The 14201-nt window shown below is 72.0% G+C and carries 19 protein-coding genes; 5 read left to right on the forward strand and 14 right to left on the reverse strand.

Features of this window, described 5'->3' with window-relative positions:
* Positions 1-28: 28 nt before the first annotated feature.
* Genes opgC through QRN23_RS12135 form a run of 5 tightly spaced genes read right to left on the reverse strand, consistent with a single transcriptional unit; the run spans position 29 to position 6521 of the window.
* A complete protein-coding gene (gene opgC / locus QRN23_RS12115; RefSeq protein WP_285063657.1) occupies positions 29-2575 on the reverse strand; it encodes an OpgC domain-containing protein in 2547 nt (848 codons plus the stop codon).
* The gene (locus QRN23_RS12120) at positions 2563-2982 is read right to left on the reverse strand and encodes an ATP-binding protein (protein WP_082460371.1); all 420 of its coding nucleotides are present in this window, start codon (positions 2980-2982) and stop codon (positions 2563-2565) included. The genes opgC and QRN23_RS12120 overlap by 13 nt, the downstream gene beginning before the upstream one ends.
* Positions 2975-3307: an STAS domain-containing protein gene (locus tag QRN23_RS12125; RefSeq protein ID WP_056047165.1), complete on the reverse strand. Its 333-nt coding sequence runs from the start codon at positions 3305-3307 to the stop codon at positions 2975-2977. The genes QRN23_RS12120 and QRN23_RS12125 overlap by 8 nt, the downstream gene beginning before the upstream one ends.
* A complete protein-coding gene (locus QRN23_RS12130) occupies positions 3304-5253 on the reverse strand; it encodes a glycosyltransferase (protein ID WP_285063755.1) in 1950 nt (649 codons plus the stop codon). Before QRN23_RS12130 ends, QRN23_RS12125 begins: the two co-directional genes overlap by 4 nt.
* Positions 5254-5312: 59 nt before the next feature.
* The gene (locus QRN23_RS12135) at positions 5313-6521 is read right to left on the reverse strand and encodes a GAF domain-containing SpoIIE family protein phosphatase (protein WP_285063658.1); all 1209 of its coding nucleotides are present in this window, start codon (positions 6519-6521) and stop codon (positions 5313-5315) included.
* A gap of 166 nt (positions 6522-6687) precedes the next feature.
* Here QRN23_RS12135 and QRN23_RS12140 point away from each other — a divergent pair, with 166 nt between their 5' ends.
* Both QRN23_RS12140 and QRN23_RS12145 read left to right on the forward strand, forming a co-directional pair.
* Positions 6688-6933, forward strand: a complete 246-nt coding sequence (locus QRN23_RS12140) for a ribbon-helix-helix domain-containing protein (RefSeq protein WP_056047170.1) — start codon at positions 6688-6690, stop codon at positions 6931-6933.
* A gap of 11 nt (positions 6934-6944) precedes the next feature.
* Positions 6945-7247 (forward strand): type II toxin-antitoxin system RelE/ParE family toxin, encoded by a 303-nt coding sequence (locus QRN23_RS12145; protein ID WP_285063659.1) that lies wholly within the window; start codon positions 6945-6947, stop codon positions 7245-7247.
* A 56-nt stretch (positions 7248-7303) separates the two neighbouring features.
* Here the strand turns inward: QRN23_RS12145 and QRN23_RS12150 are convergent, their stop codons facing one another.
* From QRN23_RS12150 to QRN23_RS12185, 8 genes are all read right to left on the reverse strand, one after another.
* A complete protein-coding gene (locus QRN23_RS12150) occupies positions 7304-7912 on the reverse strand; it encodes a hypothetical protein (protein ID WP_277959059.1) in 609 nt (202 codons plus the stop codon).
* Between the two features lie 77 nt (positions 7913-7989).
* Positions 7990-8382 (reverse strand): hypothetical protein, encoded by a 393-nt coding sequence (locus QRN23_RS12155; protein ID WP_285063660.1) that lies wholly within the window; start codon positions 8380-8382, stop codon positions 7990-7992.
* 20 nt (positions 8383-8402) lie between these two features.
* Positions 8403-9461 carry an Asp23/Gls24 family envelope stress response protein gene (locus QRN23_RS12160; RefSeq protein ID WP_285063661.1) on the reverse strand — a complete coding sequence of 353 codons (1059 nt, stop codon included), beginning with the start codon at positions 9459-9461 and terminating at the stop codon, positions 8403-8405.
* Positions 9462-9558: 97 nt separating this feature from the next.
* Positions 9559-10161 carry an Asp23/Gls24 family envelope stress response protein gene (locus QRN23_RS12165; protein WP_123571923.1) on the reverse strand — a complete coding sequence of 201 codons (603 nt, stop codon included), beginning with the start codon at positions 10159-10161 and terminating at the stop codon, positions 9559-9561.
* A complete protein-coding gene (locus tag QRN23_RS12170; protein WP_056047190.1) occupies positions 10158-10736 on the reverse strand; it encodes an Asp23/Gls24 family envelope stress response protein in 579 nt (192 codons plus the stop codon). Before QRN23_RS12170 ends, QRN23_RS12165 begins: the two co-directional genes overlap by 4 nt.
* Positions 10733-11086, reverse strand: a complete 354-nt coding sequence (locus tag QRN23_RS12175) for a hypothetical protein (protein WP_285063662.1) — start codon at positions 11084-11086, stop codon at positions 10733-10735. Before QRN23_RS12175 ends, QRN23_RS12170 begins: the two co-directional genes overlap by 4 nt.
* Positions 11083-11271 carry a DUF2273 domain-containing protein gene (locus tag QRN23_RS12180; protein WP_043597628.1) on the reverse strand — a complete coding sequence of 63 codons (189 nt, stop codon included), beginning with the start codon at positions 11269-11271 and terminating at the stop codon, positions 11083-11085. The genes QRN23_RS12175 and QRN23_RS12180 overlap by 4 nt, the downstream gene beginning before the upstream one ends.
* Positions 11268-11705, reverse strand: a complete 438-nt coding sequence (locus tag QRN23_RS12185; RefSeq protein ID WP_277959062.1) for an Asp23/Gls24 family envelope stress response protein — start codon at positions 11703-11705, stop codon at positions 11268-11270. Before QRN23_RS12185 ends, QRN23_RS12180 begins: the two co-directional genes overlap by 4 nt.
* 175 nt (positions 11706-11880) lie before the next feature.
* Here QRN23_RS12185 and QRN23_RS12190 point away from each other — a divergent pair, with 175 nt between their 5' ends.
* From QRN23_RS12190 to QRN23_RS12200, 3 genes are read left to right on the forward strand one after another with little or no spacing between them, the layout of a single operon-like run.
* A complete protein-coding gene (locus QRN23_RS12190; RefSeq protein WP_350224703.1) occupies positions 11881-12531 on the forward strand; it encodes an RNA polymerase sigma factor in 651 nt (216 codons plus the stop codon).
* Positions 12528-13136, forward strand: a complete 609-nt coding sequence (locus QRN23_RS12195; RefSeq protein WP_159825708.1) for an Asp23/Gls24 family envelope stress response protein — start codon at positions 12528-12530, stop codon at positions 13134-13136. The genes QRN23_RS12190 and QRN23_RS12195 overlap by 4 nt, the downstream gene beginning before the upstream one ends.
* A complete protein-coding gene (locus QRN23_RS12200; RefSeq protein WP_285063663.1) occupies positions 13133-13468 on the forward strand; it encodes a hypothetical protein in 336 nt (111 codons plus the stop codon). The genes QRN23_RS12195 and QRN23_RS12200 overlap by 4 nt, the downstream gene beginning before the upstream one ends.
* Before the next feature lie 99 nt (positions 13469-13567).
* Here QRN23_RS12200 and hxlA read toward each other — a convergent pair whose 3' ends face one another.
* Positions 13568-14191: a 3-hexulose-6-phosphate synthase gene (gene hxlA / locus QRN23_RS12205; RefSeq protein WP_043597635.1), complete on the reverse strand. Its 624-nt coding sequence runs from the start codon at positions 14189-14191 to the stop codon at positions 13568-13570.
* Between the last annotated feature and the right edge of the window lie 10 nt (positions 14192-14201).

A 14201-nucleotide genomic window follows, 5' to 3' on the forward strand; every position in this document is an offset into this window, starting at 1 on the left:
GCCTCCTGCGTCCCCGGCGGCCCGCCGCTCAGCGGGGGATGACCGAGAACAGGAACTTCTTCTTCACCATCACCCAGAGCAGCAGCACCGAGACCACGTGGACGATCGTGCCGACGACCACGTCCGAGCGGTCCAACCCGGGGATCGACGCGACGGCGAGCACGAAGAAGACCTGCCAGATGAACACGTAGAGGCTGGCCTGTCCGAGGGGGACGTAGAACCAGCCGAGGGCCGCCGAGATCGGTTTCCAGAACACCGTGAGGATCGCGTAGACGCAGACGACCACGAGGGCCACGTCGACCAGCCGGCCCCACTGCATGTCGACCCGCTGGTAGCCGGTCGCGTACAGCGTGTCGTAGAGGCCCGTCGGGATCGGCCCCGGGGCGAACCCGTAGGCGTGCCCGGCCCAGATCAGCGCGAGGAACCCGGCGTAGCCGACGACCCCCACGCCGACCAGCACCTTGCCGAGGCGGGTGGTCAGCGCCGTCACGATCCGACGCCGGTACCAGCCGATGACGAGACCGTGGGTGAAGAGCACCTGCCAGGCGAAGAGCGGGAACACCGGCTCGAACTGCGACGGCAGGAGGTGGACGTCGGGGAAGACCACGCCGACGGCGTAGACCGCCCAGCTGACCAGCAACACGGCCCACCAGGCACGCCGCTTGATCGCCCACATCAAGGCGGGGATCGTCAGGCTCAGCACGACGAACAGGCCCATGATGTTGAACGGCCACGGCCCCATCTCGAGCAGCAACAGCTGACGCACGGCGTACCACGGCGGCGGGTAGTCGAGCAGGCGGTCGACGTTCGGGTACAGGTCGTAGACCCGCCCCTCCGCCGAGGTGCCGGTCATGCCCGTGCCGCGGTCGGTGAAGGTCGTGACCGCGTCCGTGTTCAGCAGCGGCACGAAGCTCAGCGCGAAGACGACCAGGATGACCGCGAGGGTCACGACGTACTGCTTGCGCGCCCGCACGAAGGCGCCGATCGCGGCGGCCTTCTCGCCGTACTTCTTGATGCCGAGCGGGTAGACCATGCCGAGCACGATGCCGCTGAGGAACACGAACATCTCGGCACCCGTGATCGCCCCGACGGCCTTCAGCGTGACGAACGAGAACGGCCCCGCGACCTCGATGTGCGTGATGACGACGGCCAGGATGATGAACCCGCGGAAGAGGTCGATGCGCAGGTCGCGACCGGGCGATCCGTCGTCGGGGTAGCGCCAGCGGGGCAGCAGGCGCCCGACGACGCCGCTCACCAGGAAGACCAGGGCGAGCACCACGGCACAGGCCACGATCCAGCCCATCTCGTCGCCGCCGCCGTCGCGGACCTGCACGGTCGCGGCGTCGCCGTCGGTCGAGGTCACGCGGTCGGTGACCGGCCCGAGGTCGATCCGGTCGGACGCCTCGAGGTCGGTGCGCAGCGCGCCGGCGATGCCCGACTCGGCCGTGGCCCGCCAGTCGACGGGTCGGTCGCCCGCCTCGGCCTCGTCCCGCTCGACCTCGAGCCAGGTGACGCCGGAGATCCGCTCGTGGGTCGGCAGGGCGTCCAGCACCTGACGCCACCAGCCCTGCTTGACGTCGAGCTCGGGGGCACCGTCGAACTCGTCGGCGTAGAGGGCGCCCGTGTCGAGCAGCATGGGTCGGTCGCGCCCCTCGGCGAAGCGCTCGTAGAACGTCGACGGCTGGGCCTCGGTGTAGCCCCAGGTCTCGTCGAAGCGTGCCTCGACCTCGCCCGCCGCCGGGGCCTGGTTCTCGACCAACGGCACCGACGTGCCGGCGGCCGTCGAGGCGCTGCCCTTGGCGAAGAAGAACATCGACTGGCCGACCCAGTCGACCGCGTCGTCGCCGGGGTAGTACGGCCCGTAGGGGTCGTCGGCCTCGGTGACCCGCCCGTCGTCGTTCGTGTCGAGCAGGTCGACGTCGCCCGAGGGGGTCTCGGTGAGGCGGCCGACGGCGTCCGAGAACGGATAGCCCGCACCGTAGGACGGAGCCCACACCATGCGGGCCTGCGAGTCCCCGGCGTGCACGACGTCGGCGAGGGCCCGGAACGCCCCGACGAACGCCGTGGGCTGCTGCCCCCAGCGCTGCCAGTTGCCGTTCATCTCGGGCGCGAAGCGCACCAGCTGGAGCGTGCCGTACTGCCGGTCGATCTCGGTCAGCAGGTCGTCGGCCCGGCGCGCGTCCGCGCCGTCCAGGTCGGCGAGCCGCCCGGTGGGCTCCAGGCTGACCACGAGCACGGCGCCCTGGGCGGCCGCGGCACGGGCCGACCGGCGCCACTCCTCGACCGCGCCCTGGTCGAGCGGGTAGTCGATGTTGACGCCGTACAGCGACGGCGTCGCGCCGAGTCGGCCGGCGTAGCCGTCGGGTCCGTCCGAGCCCCAGTCGAGGTCCGGGCCGAACCACGTGTCCGAGGGTTCAGGAGGCGCGGCGGCGGCCGACGCGGACGTCGCGTCCCCGAGCACCGCCGGCCCCAGCACCAGCGGCACCAATGCCGCGACGGCGAGCAGGGCCGCGCCGATCCGGCGGGCCGCCCGCCGACGTGGCACCGTCGCCGACGGGTGCCTCAGCGTCGGCACACGAGCGTCCACACGTTGCGGCCGTCCTCGTGGCGGTAGTCGAGGCTCTCGAGGCTGAGGAGTGCCAGGGCCAGGCCGCGACCGTCCTCGTCCTCGAGGTCGGCCATCGAGACGGCGCTGAGGTCGATCTCGCTGGGCATGCCGTTGTCGTGGAAGACGGCCGTCAGCCGGTCGTCGGTGGCGGAGAGCTCGAGGGTGAAGCGGCGACCACGGTCGGCCTCGGACCGGCGCGAGTGCTCGACGACGTTCGCCGCGATCTCGACGATCGCGGTCTCGAACGAGAAGCGCGTCTCGAGCGAGTCGTCGCCGAGCGAGGTCCACCACGCCTCGAAGGCGTTCTGCACCAGGTCGATGCTCTCGGGTTCGACGGCCACGTCGATGACGACGGGGCCGGGACGCTCAGTCATCGAGGGCGGCCGAGACCGAGGCGCGGGGCTTGAGGATGCGGTCGAGGTTCGTGAGGCGCAGCACCATCGAGACCTGCTCGGTGGGGGCCACCAGCCGCAGGTCTCCCCCGGCCTGGCGAGCCGACTTGAGGCACGACACGAGGGCCCCGAGGCCCGACGAGTCCACGAAGGTCGTGCCCGAGAGGTCGACGATGATGAGGCGGTCGCCGGCCGCGAGACGTGCGGCCACCTCGTCGCGGAGTTGTGGTGTCGAGACCACGGTGAGGCGCCCCTGTGGGGAGAGCACGCAGCCGCCTTCGACGGCCTCGACGGTGACGGTCATCATGATTGTTCCTTGTCGTGGGGTGCCGAGGGCCCCGGGTAGAGAACGGCCCGGACGATGATGCTGAAGATCACCAGGTCGAAGAGCACCCAGGCGATGTTGACGAGCGGCGCGAGGCCCTCGGCCTGCCCGGTGGCGTAGCGGACGCCGACCAGGACGAGTGCGGCGACGAGGCAGGCGACGGCCCAGATCTGCGGTCGGACGAGGTCCCACCGGGGGCCGGTGGCCGCCTGCTTCGTCTTGGGCGTCACCGAGAAGCCGAGCGCGCGGCCGCGGTAGACGTTCTGGAACGCCGTGGTGACCGAGGCGATCCAGACCGGGAAGAGCGCCAGCGAGTACTGCTGCCCCCGCCAGGTCGGCCTGCCCGCCGCGACCACCCAGAAGAGCAGCTGGTTGAACACCAGGAAGGGGATCAGGCGGGCGAAGAAGTCGACGCTGTAGGCCTGCACCGGCACGACGCCGAACGACAGGCAGAGCACGGGCGCCGCGATGTAGACCACGGCGGCGAAGCCCGAGAGGTAGCTCCACATGGTGGAGAAGTACATGAGGCGCTGACCCCACGACAGGCCCCTCTGCACGAGCGGGTTCTCGCGGAAGAAGACCTGCATGGTGCCCTGGGCCCAGCGCAGTCGCTGCGTCATCATGGTCGCGAGGTCCTCGGGCGCGAGCCCGATCGCGAGGGTCTCGTCGTGGTAGACCGACCTCCAGCCCAGCCCGTGGAGGCGCATCGCCGTGGCCATGTCCTCGGTGACCGAGATCGTGGCCAGGGGCATGATCGCCTGCGCCTCGGAGCCGCGGTCGACGTCGAGCGCCCCGACGAGCAGCGAGATCGACTCGATGGCGGCGAGCGGAGAGGACGACCGCTGCGCGAGCAGGTCGAGGGCCGCCTCGTCGAGGGCATCGAACGTGTCGGGGCCGAGCGACATGGCGGCGAGCTCGGCGAGGTCGCCCTTCATGGCCGCGAGGTCGGCGTCGGCGAAACGGAAGGCGATCGTGTCGATGCTGCGCTGGAACCGGTAGGTGACGTCGCCGATGGACTCCCCCGCGGCGAACTCGGCCCGGGCCCGCTCGACCACGGTCTCGGCGTCGTCCAACGCCTCGAGCACGCGGGGCTGGCCGACGGCCTCCTCGCGTGCCCGCACCAGCAGCTTGCGCGAGGTGCGGACGGCTCGACGCACGGCCGCCTCGACCTCGGTGACGTACCGCGCGACGCCCAGCTGCATCAGCGCCTCCCGACGGAGGACCGCGTTCGACCCGCAGAAGAAGGCGCTGTTCCAGCCGTCCTTCGACTGCTGGATGGGGCCGTAGAACAGCGGTGCCTGACTGCCCAGGGGGTCGGAGTCCGGCACGTTCTCGAACCACTGCGGCGTCTGCACGAGAGCGATCCGCTCGTCCTTGAAGTAGCCGAGGGTGCGGTCGAGGATCTCGGGCTTCGGCACCTGGTCGGCGTCGAGGATCAGCAGGAACTCGCCCTCGGTCGACAGGAGGGCGTTGTTGAGGTTGCCGGCCTTCGCGTGGCGCGGCCGGTCGGCCCAGTCGTCCGACCGGGTGATGACGCCGATGCCCGCGGCCTCGGCGGCGGCACGGATCTCGGGGCGACCCCCGTCGTCGAGGATCCACGTCGTGTGCGGGTAGTCGATGCGCTGCGCCGCGAGGGCGGTGCGCATGACGAGCTCGACCTCCTCGTTGTACGTGGTGACGAAGACGTCGACCGTGACCCGCGTCTCGAGGCCGTCGGGGTCGGGCGCGGTCGGCGGCTCGCCACGCTCACGCAGCCGCCAGGCCCCGAGGCCGAACAGCAGCGAGTCGATCACGCTGTACGTCTCGGCGAGGATCAGCGGCACCGCGATCCACCACGACGACCAGTTCACCGAGGCGGCCCAGCGCCAGACGATGTAGTTCAGGCCGGCGAGCGACGCCAGCAGGACCGCCACCCGGATCGCGACGATGCGGCGACCCGGGGTGGTCTGGTCGAGCAGCCGCTGGTCGCGGCGACTCAGGGTGTCGGTCACGCGCGACGGTCCATGACGACGACGGTGACGTCGTCGCGCGAGAGGCGTCGCTCGGTCAGGGCCGCCATCGACCCGAGCAGGCCGAGGCCGTCGGCACCGCCGGCCCCGTCGGCACCGCCGGTGGCGGGCCGCGTCGCGAGCCGCCCGACCTCGAGGGCCCAGTCGAACTCGTCGTCGAGGACGTCGAGGACGCCGTCGCTCATGACGATCAGCTGGTCGCCGACGCCGAGGCGGGTCGTCTCGGTGACGTGCTGTTGCTGCTCGTCGAGCCCGAGCGGCAGCCCCGTGCCCGCGAGGTGCTGCACGCTGCCGTCGGCCCGGACGATGATCGACAGCCCCGCCCCGGCGTCGACGAACGAGAGTTCGTCCGTGTCGAGGTCGAGGACGGCGTGGAAGTACGTGACGAACGTCCCGGTGCGCTGCAGGTCGGTCCGCACGGCTCGTTCGATGCGGTCGACCGCGAGGCCGAGTTCGCGTCCGGCGGCGACCTGCGGTGAGGCCGCACGACAGGCCGCCCGGACGGAGGACCCGATGATGGCCGCCCCGACGCCCTTGCCCATCACGTCGCCGACGGCCACGTGCACGAACCGGCCGATGAGTCCGTAGTCGTAGTAGTCGCCCCCGACGCTCAGCGAGGGCAGGCAGATGCCCTCGACCCGGACGCCCTCGACCTCGAGGGGCTGGGCCGGCAACAGCGCCTGCTGCGTGGACCGGGCGGCCGAGGCGTCGGCGTCGGCGAGGAGCTCGACCTGGGCCCAGGCGGCCAGGTCGCGGAACTCGGCCATCTCGTCTGCCGAGAGCTGCCGGGGCTCGGCGTCCATCAGGCAGAACGAGCCCACGACGTTGCCCGATCCGTCGCGCAGCGGGTGACCGACGTAGAACCGCAGCCCGTTGTCGTTGAAGGCGCCCAGGTGGGCGAACCGCGGGTCGAGGCGGGCGTCGTCGGTGGTGACGATCTCGCCCGTGTCGGTCACGAGGCTGCACGGGGTGTCGGAGCGCCCGGACTCGGGGTCGTCGAAGCCCGCCCGGCCGACGAAGAGCGCGCGCTCGTGGTCCATGACGGTGACCGACGACAGCGGCACCCCGAACACGGCCCGGGCGACGCGGGTCACGCGGTCGAGGCGGGCCTCGTGGCCCGACTCGACGATGCCGAGCGTCTCGACCGCTCGCTGCCGACGTTCTTCGCGGACTTCGTCCCTGATCACACGGCTCCCTCTCGCTGGGCGCGCCTGGTGGGAGCGTGCCGTCTCCGAACCCTGCAACGATGCCACAGAGCCCTCGCCACGTCATGCCCACCATTAGGGGGACACCGAGGAGGCGCGGTGCCGGTCGACGCATGACAAACCTTGCCATCGCGCCTAGGATCGGTCCATGGCCACCATGAACGTCTCGCTGCCCGACGGTCTGAAGCACTTCGTCGAGGCCCAGGTCGACGAGCGCGGTTACGGGACGAGCAGCGAGTTCATCCGCGAGCTGATCCGTCGTGAGCAGGCGCGCGCCCGCCTCCGCGAACTCGTGGTGGACGGCATGGCGTCCGGGGCGGGCTCGGACCTCGACGAGCAGTACCTCGACCGCCTCCGTGACCGCGTGCACCGCGCCGGGGCCGACCGCGCGTGAGCCGCCGCGTCGTGACCTCGCGACGCGCCGACCACGACATCGAGTCGGCCGTCGACCACTACCTCGACGAGGGGGCGCACGCAGCCGCGCTCGACTTCGTCGACGCCATCGACGACGCGCGGTCGCTCATCTCAACGCATCCCACCCTGGGGTCGGCCCGGTTCGCCGTCGAGACCGGGATCGACGGCCTGCGGAGCCTGGCGCTCCGCCGCTTCCCGTTCGTGGTGCTCTACACCGACGACACGGACGCCGTGCGGGTCCACCGGGTGCTGCACACCAGCCGAGACCTCCCGGTCGAGTTCTCCGGAGCCTGACGACCGAGGAGGCGCGGTGCCGGTCGACCGGCACCGCGCCTCCTCGGGGCCTCGCGTCAGTCGAGGAAGTCGAAGACGAGATCGAGCGATCGGGCGGGATCGATCGGAGCGGTCGACCCGGCCGGAGCCGCGACGATGACGCTCAGGAGCCCGTGGGGCGTCAGCAGGATCGACCCGCCCCCGACGACCGGTGACCCGTCCTGGGCCGTCGCGACGAAGGCGCGCCCGTCGAAGGCGTCGGCCCGTTCGTCCTCGACCTGCTCGAGGGACAGCCCGTCGACGCCGCCCCCTGCGGGGACCTCCGCGTCCATGCCCGCCTGGTCGAGTTCCTGGACCGTGGCGATGAAGCCGACCCGGGACCCGTCGGCCTCGCTGGTCCACGTGCAGTTCGCCTCGTCGGACCCGATGGTCGAGGTCTCCGCCACGAGGGTCCGCCCCGTGACGAGATCGCCGAGGACGGCCCCCGCCGCCTCGCAGTCGGCGGGCAGGGTGAACTCGCCGGTCGGCTGGTCGGCGGCGTCCGCCGTGGCGGTCGCCTGCCCCGGGGACGACGACCGACCGGCGTCACCGGAGTCGGCGCCGCCTCCGGTGCAGCCCGCGAGCAGGAGGGTCACGGCGACGGCTCCGACGACGGTGGAGAGTGCGGGCGTGGTGGTGGTGCGCATGGTGGTCCCCCGGTGGTGCGCCGGACCCCTTCCGACGACCGCCTCAGCCTAGACGGGTCGGTCCACCTCGGGGTGGGTCAGCTGCCGGGCCAGAAGCGGGTGATCAGGTCCTGGATGAACGGGATCAGGTCCTGCACCTGGTCGACGCCGGCGATCGCGACGGCCACGAGGGGCCACAGCGACACCACGAGCGTCGAGATCACGGCCGCCACCCCGAGCACCCAGGCCAGGGGACCGTTGCGCACCTTCACGATGAGCAGCAGCACGACCAGGGCCAGGACGTAACCGATGGCGATCGCCGCGACGATCGAGCCGACGGGCACGTCGAGGGCGCCGGCCGTGCCGCCGTCCGCCGCACCGATCAGGGTGAGCACGGGCAGCAGCACGCCGACGACGATCAGCACGCAGAGCACCGCCGAGGTCACCAGGGCCGCCCAGACGGCCCGCGGCCGGGGGCGTCGGGTCGTCATCGTGGCGCGCCGCCCGAACATCACTTCTCCGTCGTGGCGACGTCGTCGCCGTCGACGACGACCTGCGCGTCGCTGTCGGAGTCGACCTCGACCGTGACCCTTCCGCCGTCGACCGTCACGGTGACGTCGGCACCGTCGGCGTCGTGGGCGTCGCCCGAGGAGGCGCGGGTGGCGTCGCCGTCCGAGGCCCGGTTCTCGTCCACCGCGTCGGCCACGCCGTCCACGGCGTCGGCGGCCTTCGCGCGGGCGTCGGCGACGACCTCGGACGTCGTGTCCAGTGCGGCGTCGGTGGCGTCGGCGGTCGTCGAGCGGGCGTCGTCGCCACGGTCCGCCGCGGAGTCGAGGGCGTCGGCAGCAGCGTCCCGCGCCTGGTCGGCCACGTCGCGGGCATCGTCGGCGACGTCGTCCGCCTTGGCGGCCGCCTTCTCGCCGACCTCGCCCGCGGTGGCCTTCGCCTGCTCGGCGACCTCGCCGGCCTTGTCGCCCAGCTCGCGGGCCTTGTCGGACAGGTCGCCCGCGGCCGTCCGAGCCTTGTCGGACAGGTCGCCCGCGGCGGTCGCGGCGCGGTCGCGTGCCTCGCCGGCGGCGGCCTTGGTCTTCTCGCCGGCCTCCTTCGCCCGGTCGCCGGCGTCGGACACGGTCTGCTTCGCCTTGTCCGCGGCGGCGTTCACCTTGTCGGCGGCGTCCTCGTCCGAGTCGAACGGGCCGTGCACGTCCGTGACGGTGACGTTGACCGTGACCTCCTCGCCGTCGAGCTGCCCGACGGCATGCTTGACCTGCGTCCGGACGGTGTCGGCGAGCGTGGTGACGTTCGTCGGGTACTCGGCGACGACGGCGATGTCGACCACGAGTCCCTCGTCGGTGGTGCCGGCGCGGACGCCGGGGACGGAGCCCGTGCCGATCGCCGTGCGCAAGGCGCCGGCGAGCCGCTGGGACGCGGTGCCGAGGGCGTGGACGCCCGAGACGCCGAGGACGGTGACGCCGATCGTGTGCTCGAGGACCTCTTCGGGCGAGGTGGCCCGGGTGGACGCCGCGGCGTCGATGTCGATGGGGGTGACGTGGTGGGTGGACTCGCTCATGAGACCGGCCTTTCATCGGGGAACGTGGGTGGGGCGACGGACGGCCCCCGTCCTCGGGTCGAGGGCGAGGGCCGTCCGTGCGGTGGGGCGAGGGAGGTCAGTCGAGCCGCGTCGCGGACGACATCTGGCTGCGCAGACCGCCGTTGATCTGGATCACGACGGGCGTCTCGGTCCCGAGGACGCCGTCCCAGTGGGCGACGGCCTGGTCGATGCTCCGGCGGATGTCGGTCGGCGAGACGCCGCGACGCGCGTTGGCGGTGACGCGCAGGACCGACTCGCGCTTGACGCGGAAGGCGGTCACGTCCACCGAGACGATGCCCGGGGTGTCGGCCAGCGCCTCCTCGAGGACCTGTTCGGCGACCTTCGCGTCGACGACCAGGCGACCGCCGGTGGTCTGGTCGCGACGCGACCCCTCGTCGACGGTGAGCAGCGTGCCGGTCTGGCCGTGTCCCTGTCGCAGGGCGAACCAGGCGAGCAGGACGATCAGCACGAGGCTGGCCGCCGCGACGACCCAGAGGATCCACGGCTGGTCGCCGAGTGCGTCGGTCGCGGGGCCCCTCGCATCGGAGGCACCCTGCGAGACGGTCTCCTGGACGTCGGGCACGAGGGCCCCGACGGCGACGGCTCCGCCGGCGAGCAGGAGCACGAGGCCGATGACGAAGACGACGATGCGGTTCAGAGCGCGATTGGTGCTGTTCATGACCCGACCGTTCCTTTCTCGGACAGCTTGACCTTGTGACGCAGTGCCGGGCTGAAGTCGTAGGCGCCCAGTTCGTCGCGGACGGCCTCGTCGATGCTGCGGACGTCGGTCTGACGGCCGGAGGTGCGGGTGACCTCGATCAGGGCGCTGCGCTTGCCCACGCTGACGCTGACCTGCGAGGGGTCGACGTCGCCGGCGTAGCTCGCGGTGCGGGCCAGCGAGCGGGCGATGACCCGGTCGTCGACCACGGCCACGGTGCGCTCGGCCTTCGCGCCACGACGGCCACGACGGCCCGGCGCGAGCGACACGACGATCAGGACGAGCCCGATCAGCGCGACGACGACCGCGACGGCGGTCAGCACGCCGACCGGAGCACTCGCGGCGTCCAGGGTCGAACCGACGAGGTCGGTCGGAGCCAGGAGCAGCGGAGCCGTCCCGACGGCGGCGAGGACCGCCTCGGTGCCGATCCACGCCAGGGCGACGATCAGCAGGACGGCGAGGGTGATGGCGATGCCGGCCCGCGACGAGTGCGTCTCACGGCGCACGATGCGCTTGTAGAGCGATGCGGTGCTCATGCGACGCGCTTCCTCTCTCGGATGTCGGCACCGGTGATCTGCAGGTCGACCTTGTCGATGCTCGACCCGGTCAGCTGCAGCACGCGGTCACGGATGGTGGACTGGGCCGCCGTGAGGCGGTCCAGCAGGGTGCCCGTACGACGCTCGGAGACGCCCAGGGGCGAGACCCGGATGGGGGTCTTGGCGATCACGCTGAGAGCGCCGTCGTGGTCGGCCAGCTCGACCGACACCTTCGACGCGGAGACCTCGAGGGCCTCCGCGGTGACGGCCGAGACGACCCGACGCACGGCACGTGACGTGATCTTGTTCCGGCCGTGGAGGGCCCGGTCGGCCGTCACCGCCGCGGTCACGACGACCGCCGCCCGCGGAGTGCGTCGGCGAGGCCGCGGACGTCGAGCTTGCCCTCGACGACACGGCCGACGCCGAACCCGATCGCCATGGCGATCGCGACGAACACGAAGGCCCAGAAGCCGAAGGCCAGGGCGGTCAGCGCCAGGACGGCGCCGACCAGCATGCCGGTGGTCGTGGCGGTCACTTGACGCGGCTGTCGTCGGCGTCGTCGTCGTTGTCCTCGGAGGGGATGTACACGTCGGAGATGGTGACGTTCACCTCGGTGACCTCCATGCCGACGACCTGCGAGATGGCGTCGGTGACGGACTTGCGCACGTCGTCGGCGACCTTCTGCAGTTCGACGGGGTACTCGGCGACGATGACGATGTCGGCGGCGACCTGCTTCTCGCCGACCTCGACCGAGACGCCCTGGCCGCGGTCCTGCTGGTTGATCACGTTGCGGATCGCGCCGATGGCACGGGCGGCACCGTTGCCCAGGTCGTGGACGCCGCGCACCTCGCGGGCCGCGATGCCGGCGACCTTCGAGACGACGCCCTCGGCGATGGTGTTCTTGCCGGCGGCGTGGGACTGCGTGGTCTTGGCAGCGGCGGTGCTGGTGGAGGGGGTCACGTTGCTCATGGTTGCTCCTTGCTCTGGACCGGTGGGACCGGTCGGTGTCGGGGTGCCCGTGAAGCGGGTCACATCATTCAGACGCATGGGGCACGGCAGGTGTCATGGTGGGTCAGCCAGCTCTCAGGGAACGATTCACCACCACTCACATTTCGGCCATCACGTCCCCCGATCCGGGCACGGGGTGGTAGTCAAGAGGCATGACGCGGGCCATCCGGTCCTCGTCCCGGGGTCCCCCCGCGTCCCGTCCCGCCCCGTCCGATCGCAGGAGGTCGTCATCACCACCGACGACCCCCTCCTCGACGCTGCGGACGCGACGCTGGCCGTACGGGCCCGCGACGGCGACGTCCACGCCTACGAGGTCATCGCGCGCCGACACGGACCGCTGATGCGCGTGTACGCCGCGCGCCTCCTGGGCTCCGACCTCGAGTCGGACGACGTCGTGCAGGACGCCTTCATGACGGCCTGGCGACGCCTGGCCGACCTCGACGACCCGTCGCGGGTGCGCAACTGGCTGATGCGCATCGTCAGCAACAAGGCGGTCGACCGTCTGCGCGTGCGACGCGACCACGACGACGTCGACCGGCTCGAGGTGTCGGCCCCGCGCCACGAGACGCCCGAACGCGTGGTCGAGGCCCGGTTGCAGCTCGACGCCATGTGGTCGGCCCTCGACAAGCTCCCCCTCGACCAGCGACGGTGTTGGCTGTTGCGTGAGACCGCCGACTACTCGTACGCGGACATCGCCGAGGCCCTCGACCTGCCCGTCTCGACGGTCCGGGGCAAGATCGCGCGGGCCCGGGTGTTCCTCATGACCGAGATGGAGGCGTGGCGATGACGACCGACGACCGCTCCCCCCTCGACGTGCCCGAGGACGACGACACGGTGGACGGCATCCCCGCCGACCGCCTCGCGGACTACCTCGACGCCGGACGCACGCCCCGCGACCCGGCCATCGAGGGCTCGGCGGCCTGCCGCCTGTACCTGCAGTCGTTGGCCCGGGTGCACGACCTGTCCCGCGCCTCCCTCGAGCACGAGGCCCGCCGCGAGCCCGACCGGGACGGCGCCTGGATCGACGGCCTCCTCGACTCGATCCGTCGAGAGGTCGTCGGCGGCCGGGTGATCCCGATCGGCCACCCCGATCCCGCGGTCCGGTTGAGCGTCACCGAGGCCGCGGCGCGCGGGCTGGTGCGACGGGCGGGCGACGAGCAGTCCGGCGTCGTGCTCGGGTCGACAACCTTCGACGGCGACCTGACGACGGCGGGGGCCGACGTGGTCGTGCGGGTGACCGCCGCGGCCCGGTACGGACTCGACCTCGGCGCCGTCGCGGACGAGCTGCGCACCCGCATCACCGAGACGCTGACGCGGCACACCGGGCTGACCGTCGTCCGGGTCGACGTGCTCGTCGACGACGTCTTCGTGGCGAGAGAGGACGACCGATGAGCGACGACCTGCTCTCCCGTGACCTGACCGAGGTGCTGCGCGGCGTCGAGGGCGTGGTCGACGTGTTCGACGCGCACCCCGTCGTCGAGGGGGCGGTGCGGGCCGTCGCGGCCGGCCTCGACCTCGCGGGCTCGACCGGCCTCGTCGAGATCTCGCGGACGGCCGGTTCGGTGTCCGTCACCGCCCACGTGGCGACCGGACTCGACGTCCCGACGCCCGAGACGCTGGCCCGGGCGGCCGACGCGCTGCGGGGACGCCTGGCCGCCTCCGGCGTGACGGGCGACGACGTCGTGGTGACGGTCTCGGCCCGTCTGGTCGACGCATCCCGCTGACCGCGGGACGACGAGGAGGCGCGGTGCCGGTCCGACCGACACCGCGCCTCCTGCGCGTCAGCGCTCTCTCGTGAGCCGCTGCGGGTGGTGCTGGTGCTGCTACTTGATGGCGGCGCGGATCTCGGCGGCGGCACCGGCGACGTCGTCGGCCGAGTAGATCGCGGCACCGGCGACGGCGACGTCGGCTCCGGCGTCCTGGACAGAGCCGACCGTGGCGGCCTTGACGCCACCGGCGACCGAGAACGGCACGCCCGAGGCCTTGCCGGCCTCGAGCAGCTTCTCGAACGTGAAGCCTTCTTCGGCCTGCTCGTCGAGCCCGGCGTGCATCTCGACGAACTCGGCGCCGAGTGCGACGACCTCCTTGGCACGGGCGGCCTTGTCGCCGACGCCGATGAGGTCGACGACGATGCCCTTGCCGTGGGCCTTGGCAGCCTTGACGGCACCGGCGATGGTGCTGTCACCGGCGACGCCGAGCACGGTCACCAGGTCGGCGCCGGCCTTGAACGCCTCGCCCGCCTCGAGCTCGCCCGCGTCCATCGTCTTGAGGTCGGCGAAGACGATCTTGTCGGGGTGCGCCTCCTTGATCGCGGTGATGGCGCGGAAGCCCTCGGCCTTGATCAGCGGAGTGCCGAGCTCGATGATGTCGACGCTCGGCGCGGCGGCGGCGGCCAGCTCGAGGGCGGCGTCGGTGGTCAGGGTGTCCATGGCGAACTGCAGCTTCATGTGGTGCTCC

This window comes from Frigoribacterium sp. ME-P-080, assembly GCF_030209595.1.
In the GTDB taxonomy this organism is placed as follows: domain Bacteria; phylum Actinomycetota; class Actinomycetes; order Actinomycetales; family Microbacteriaceae; genus Frigoribacterium.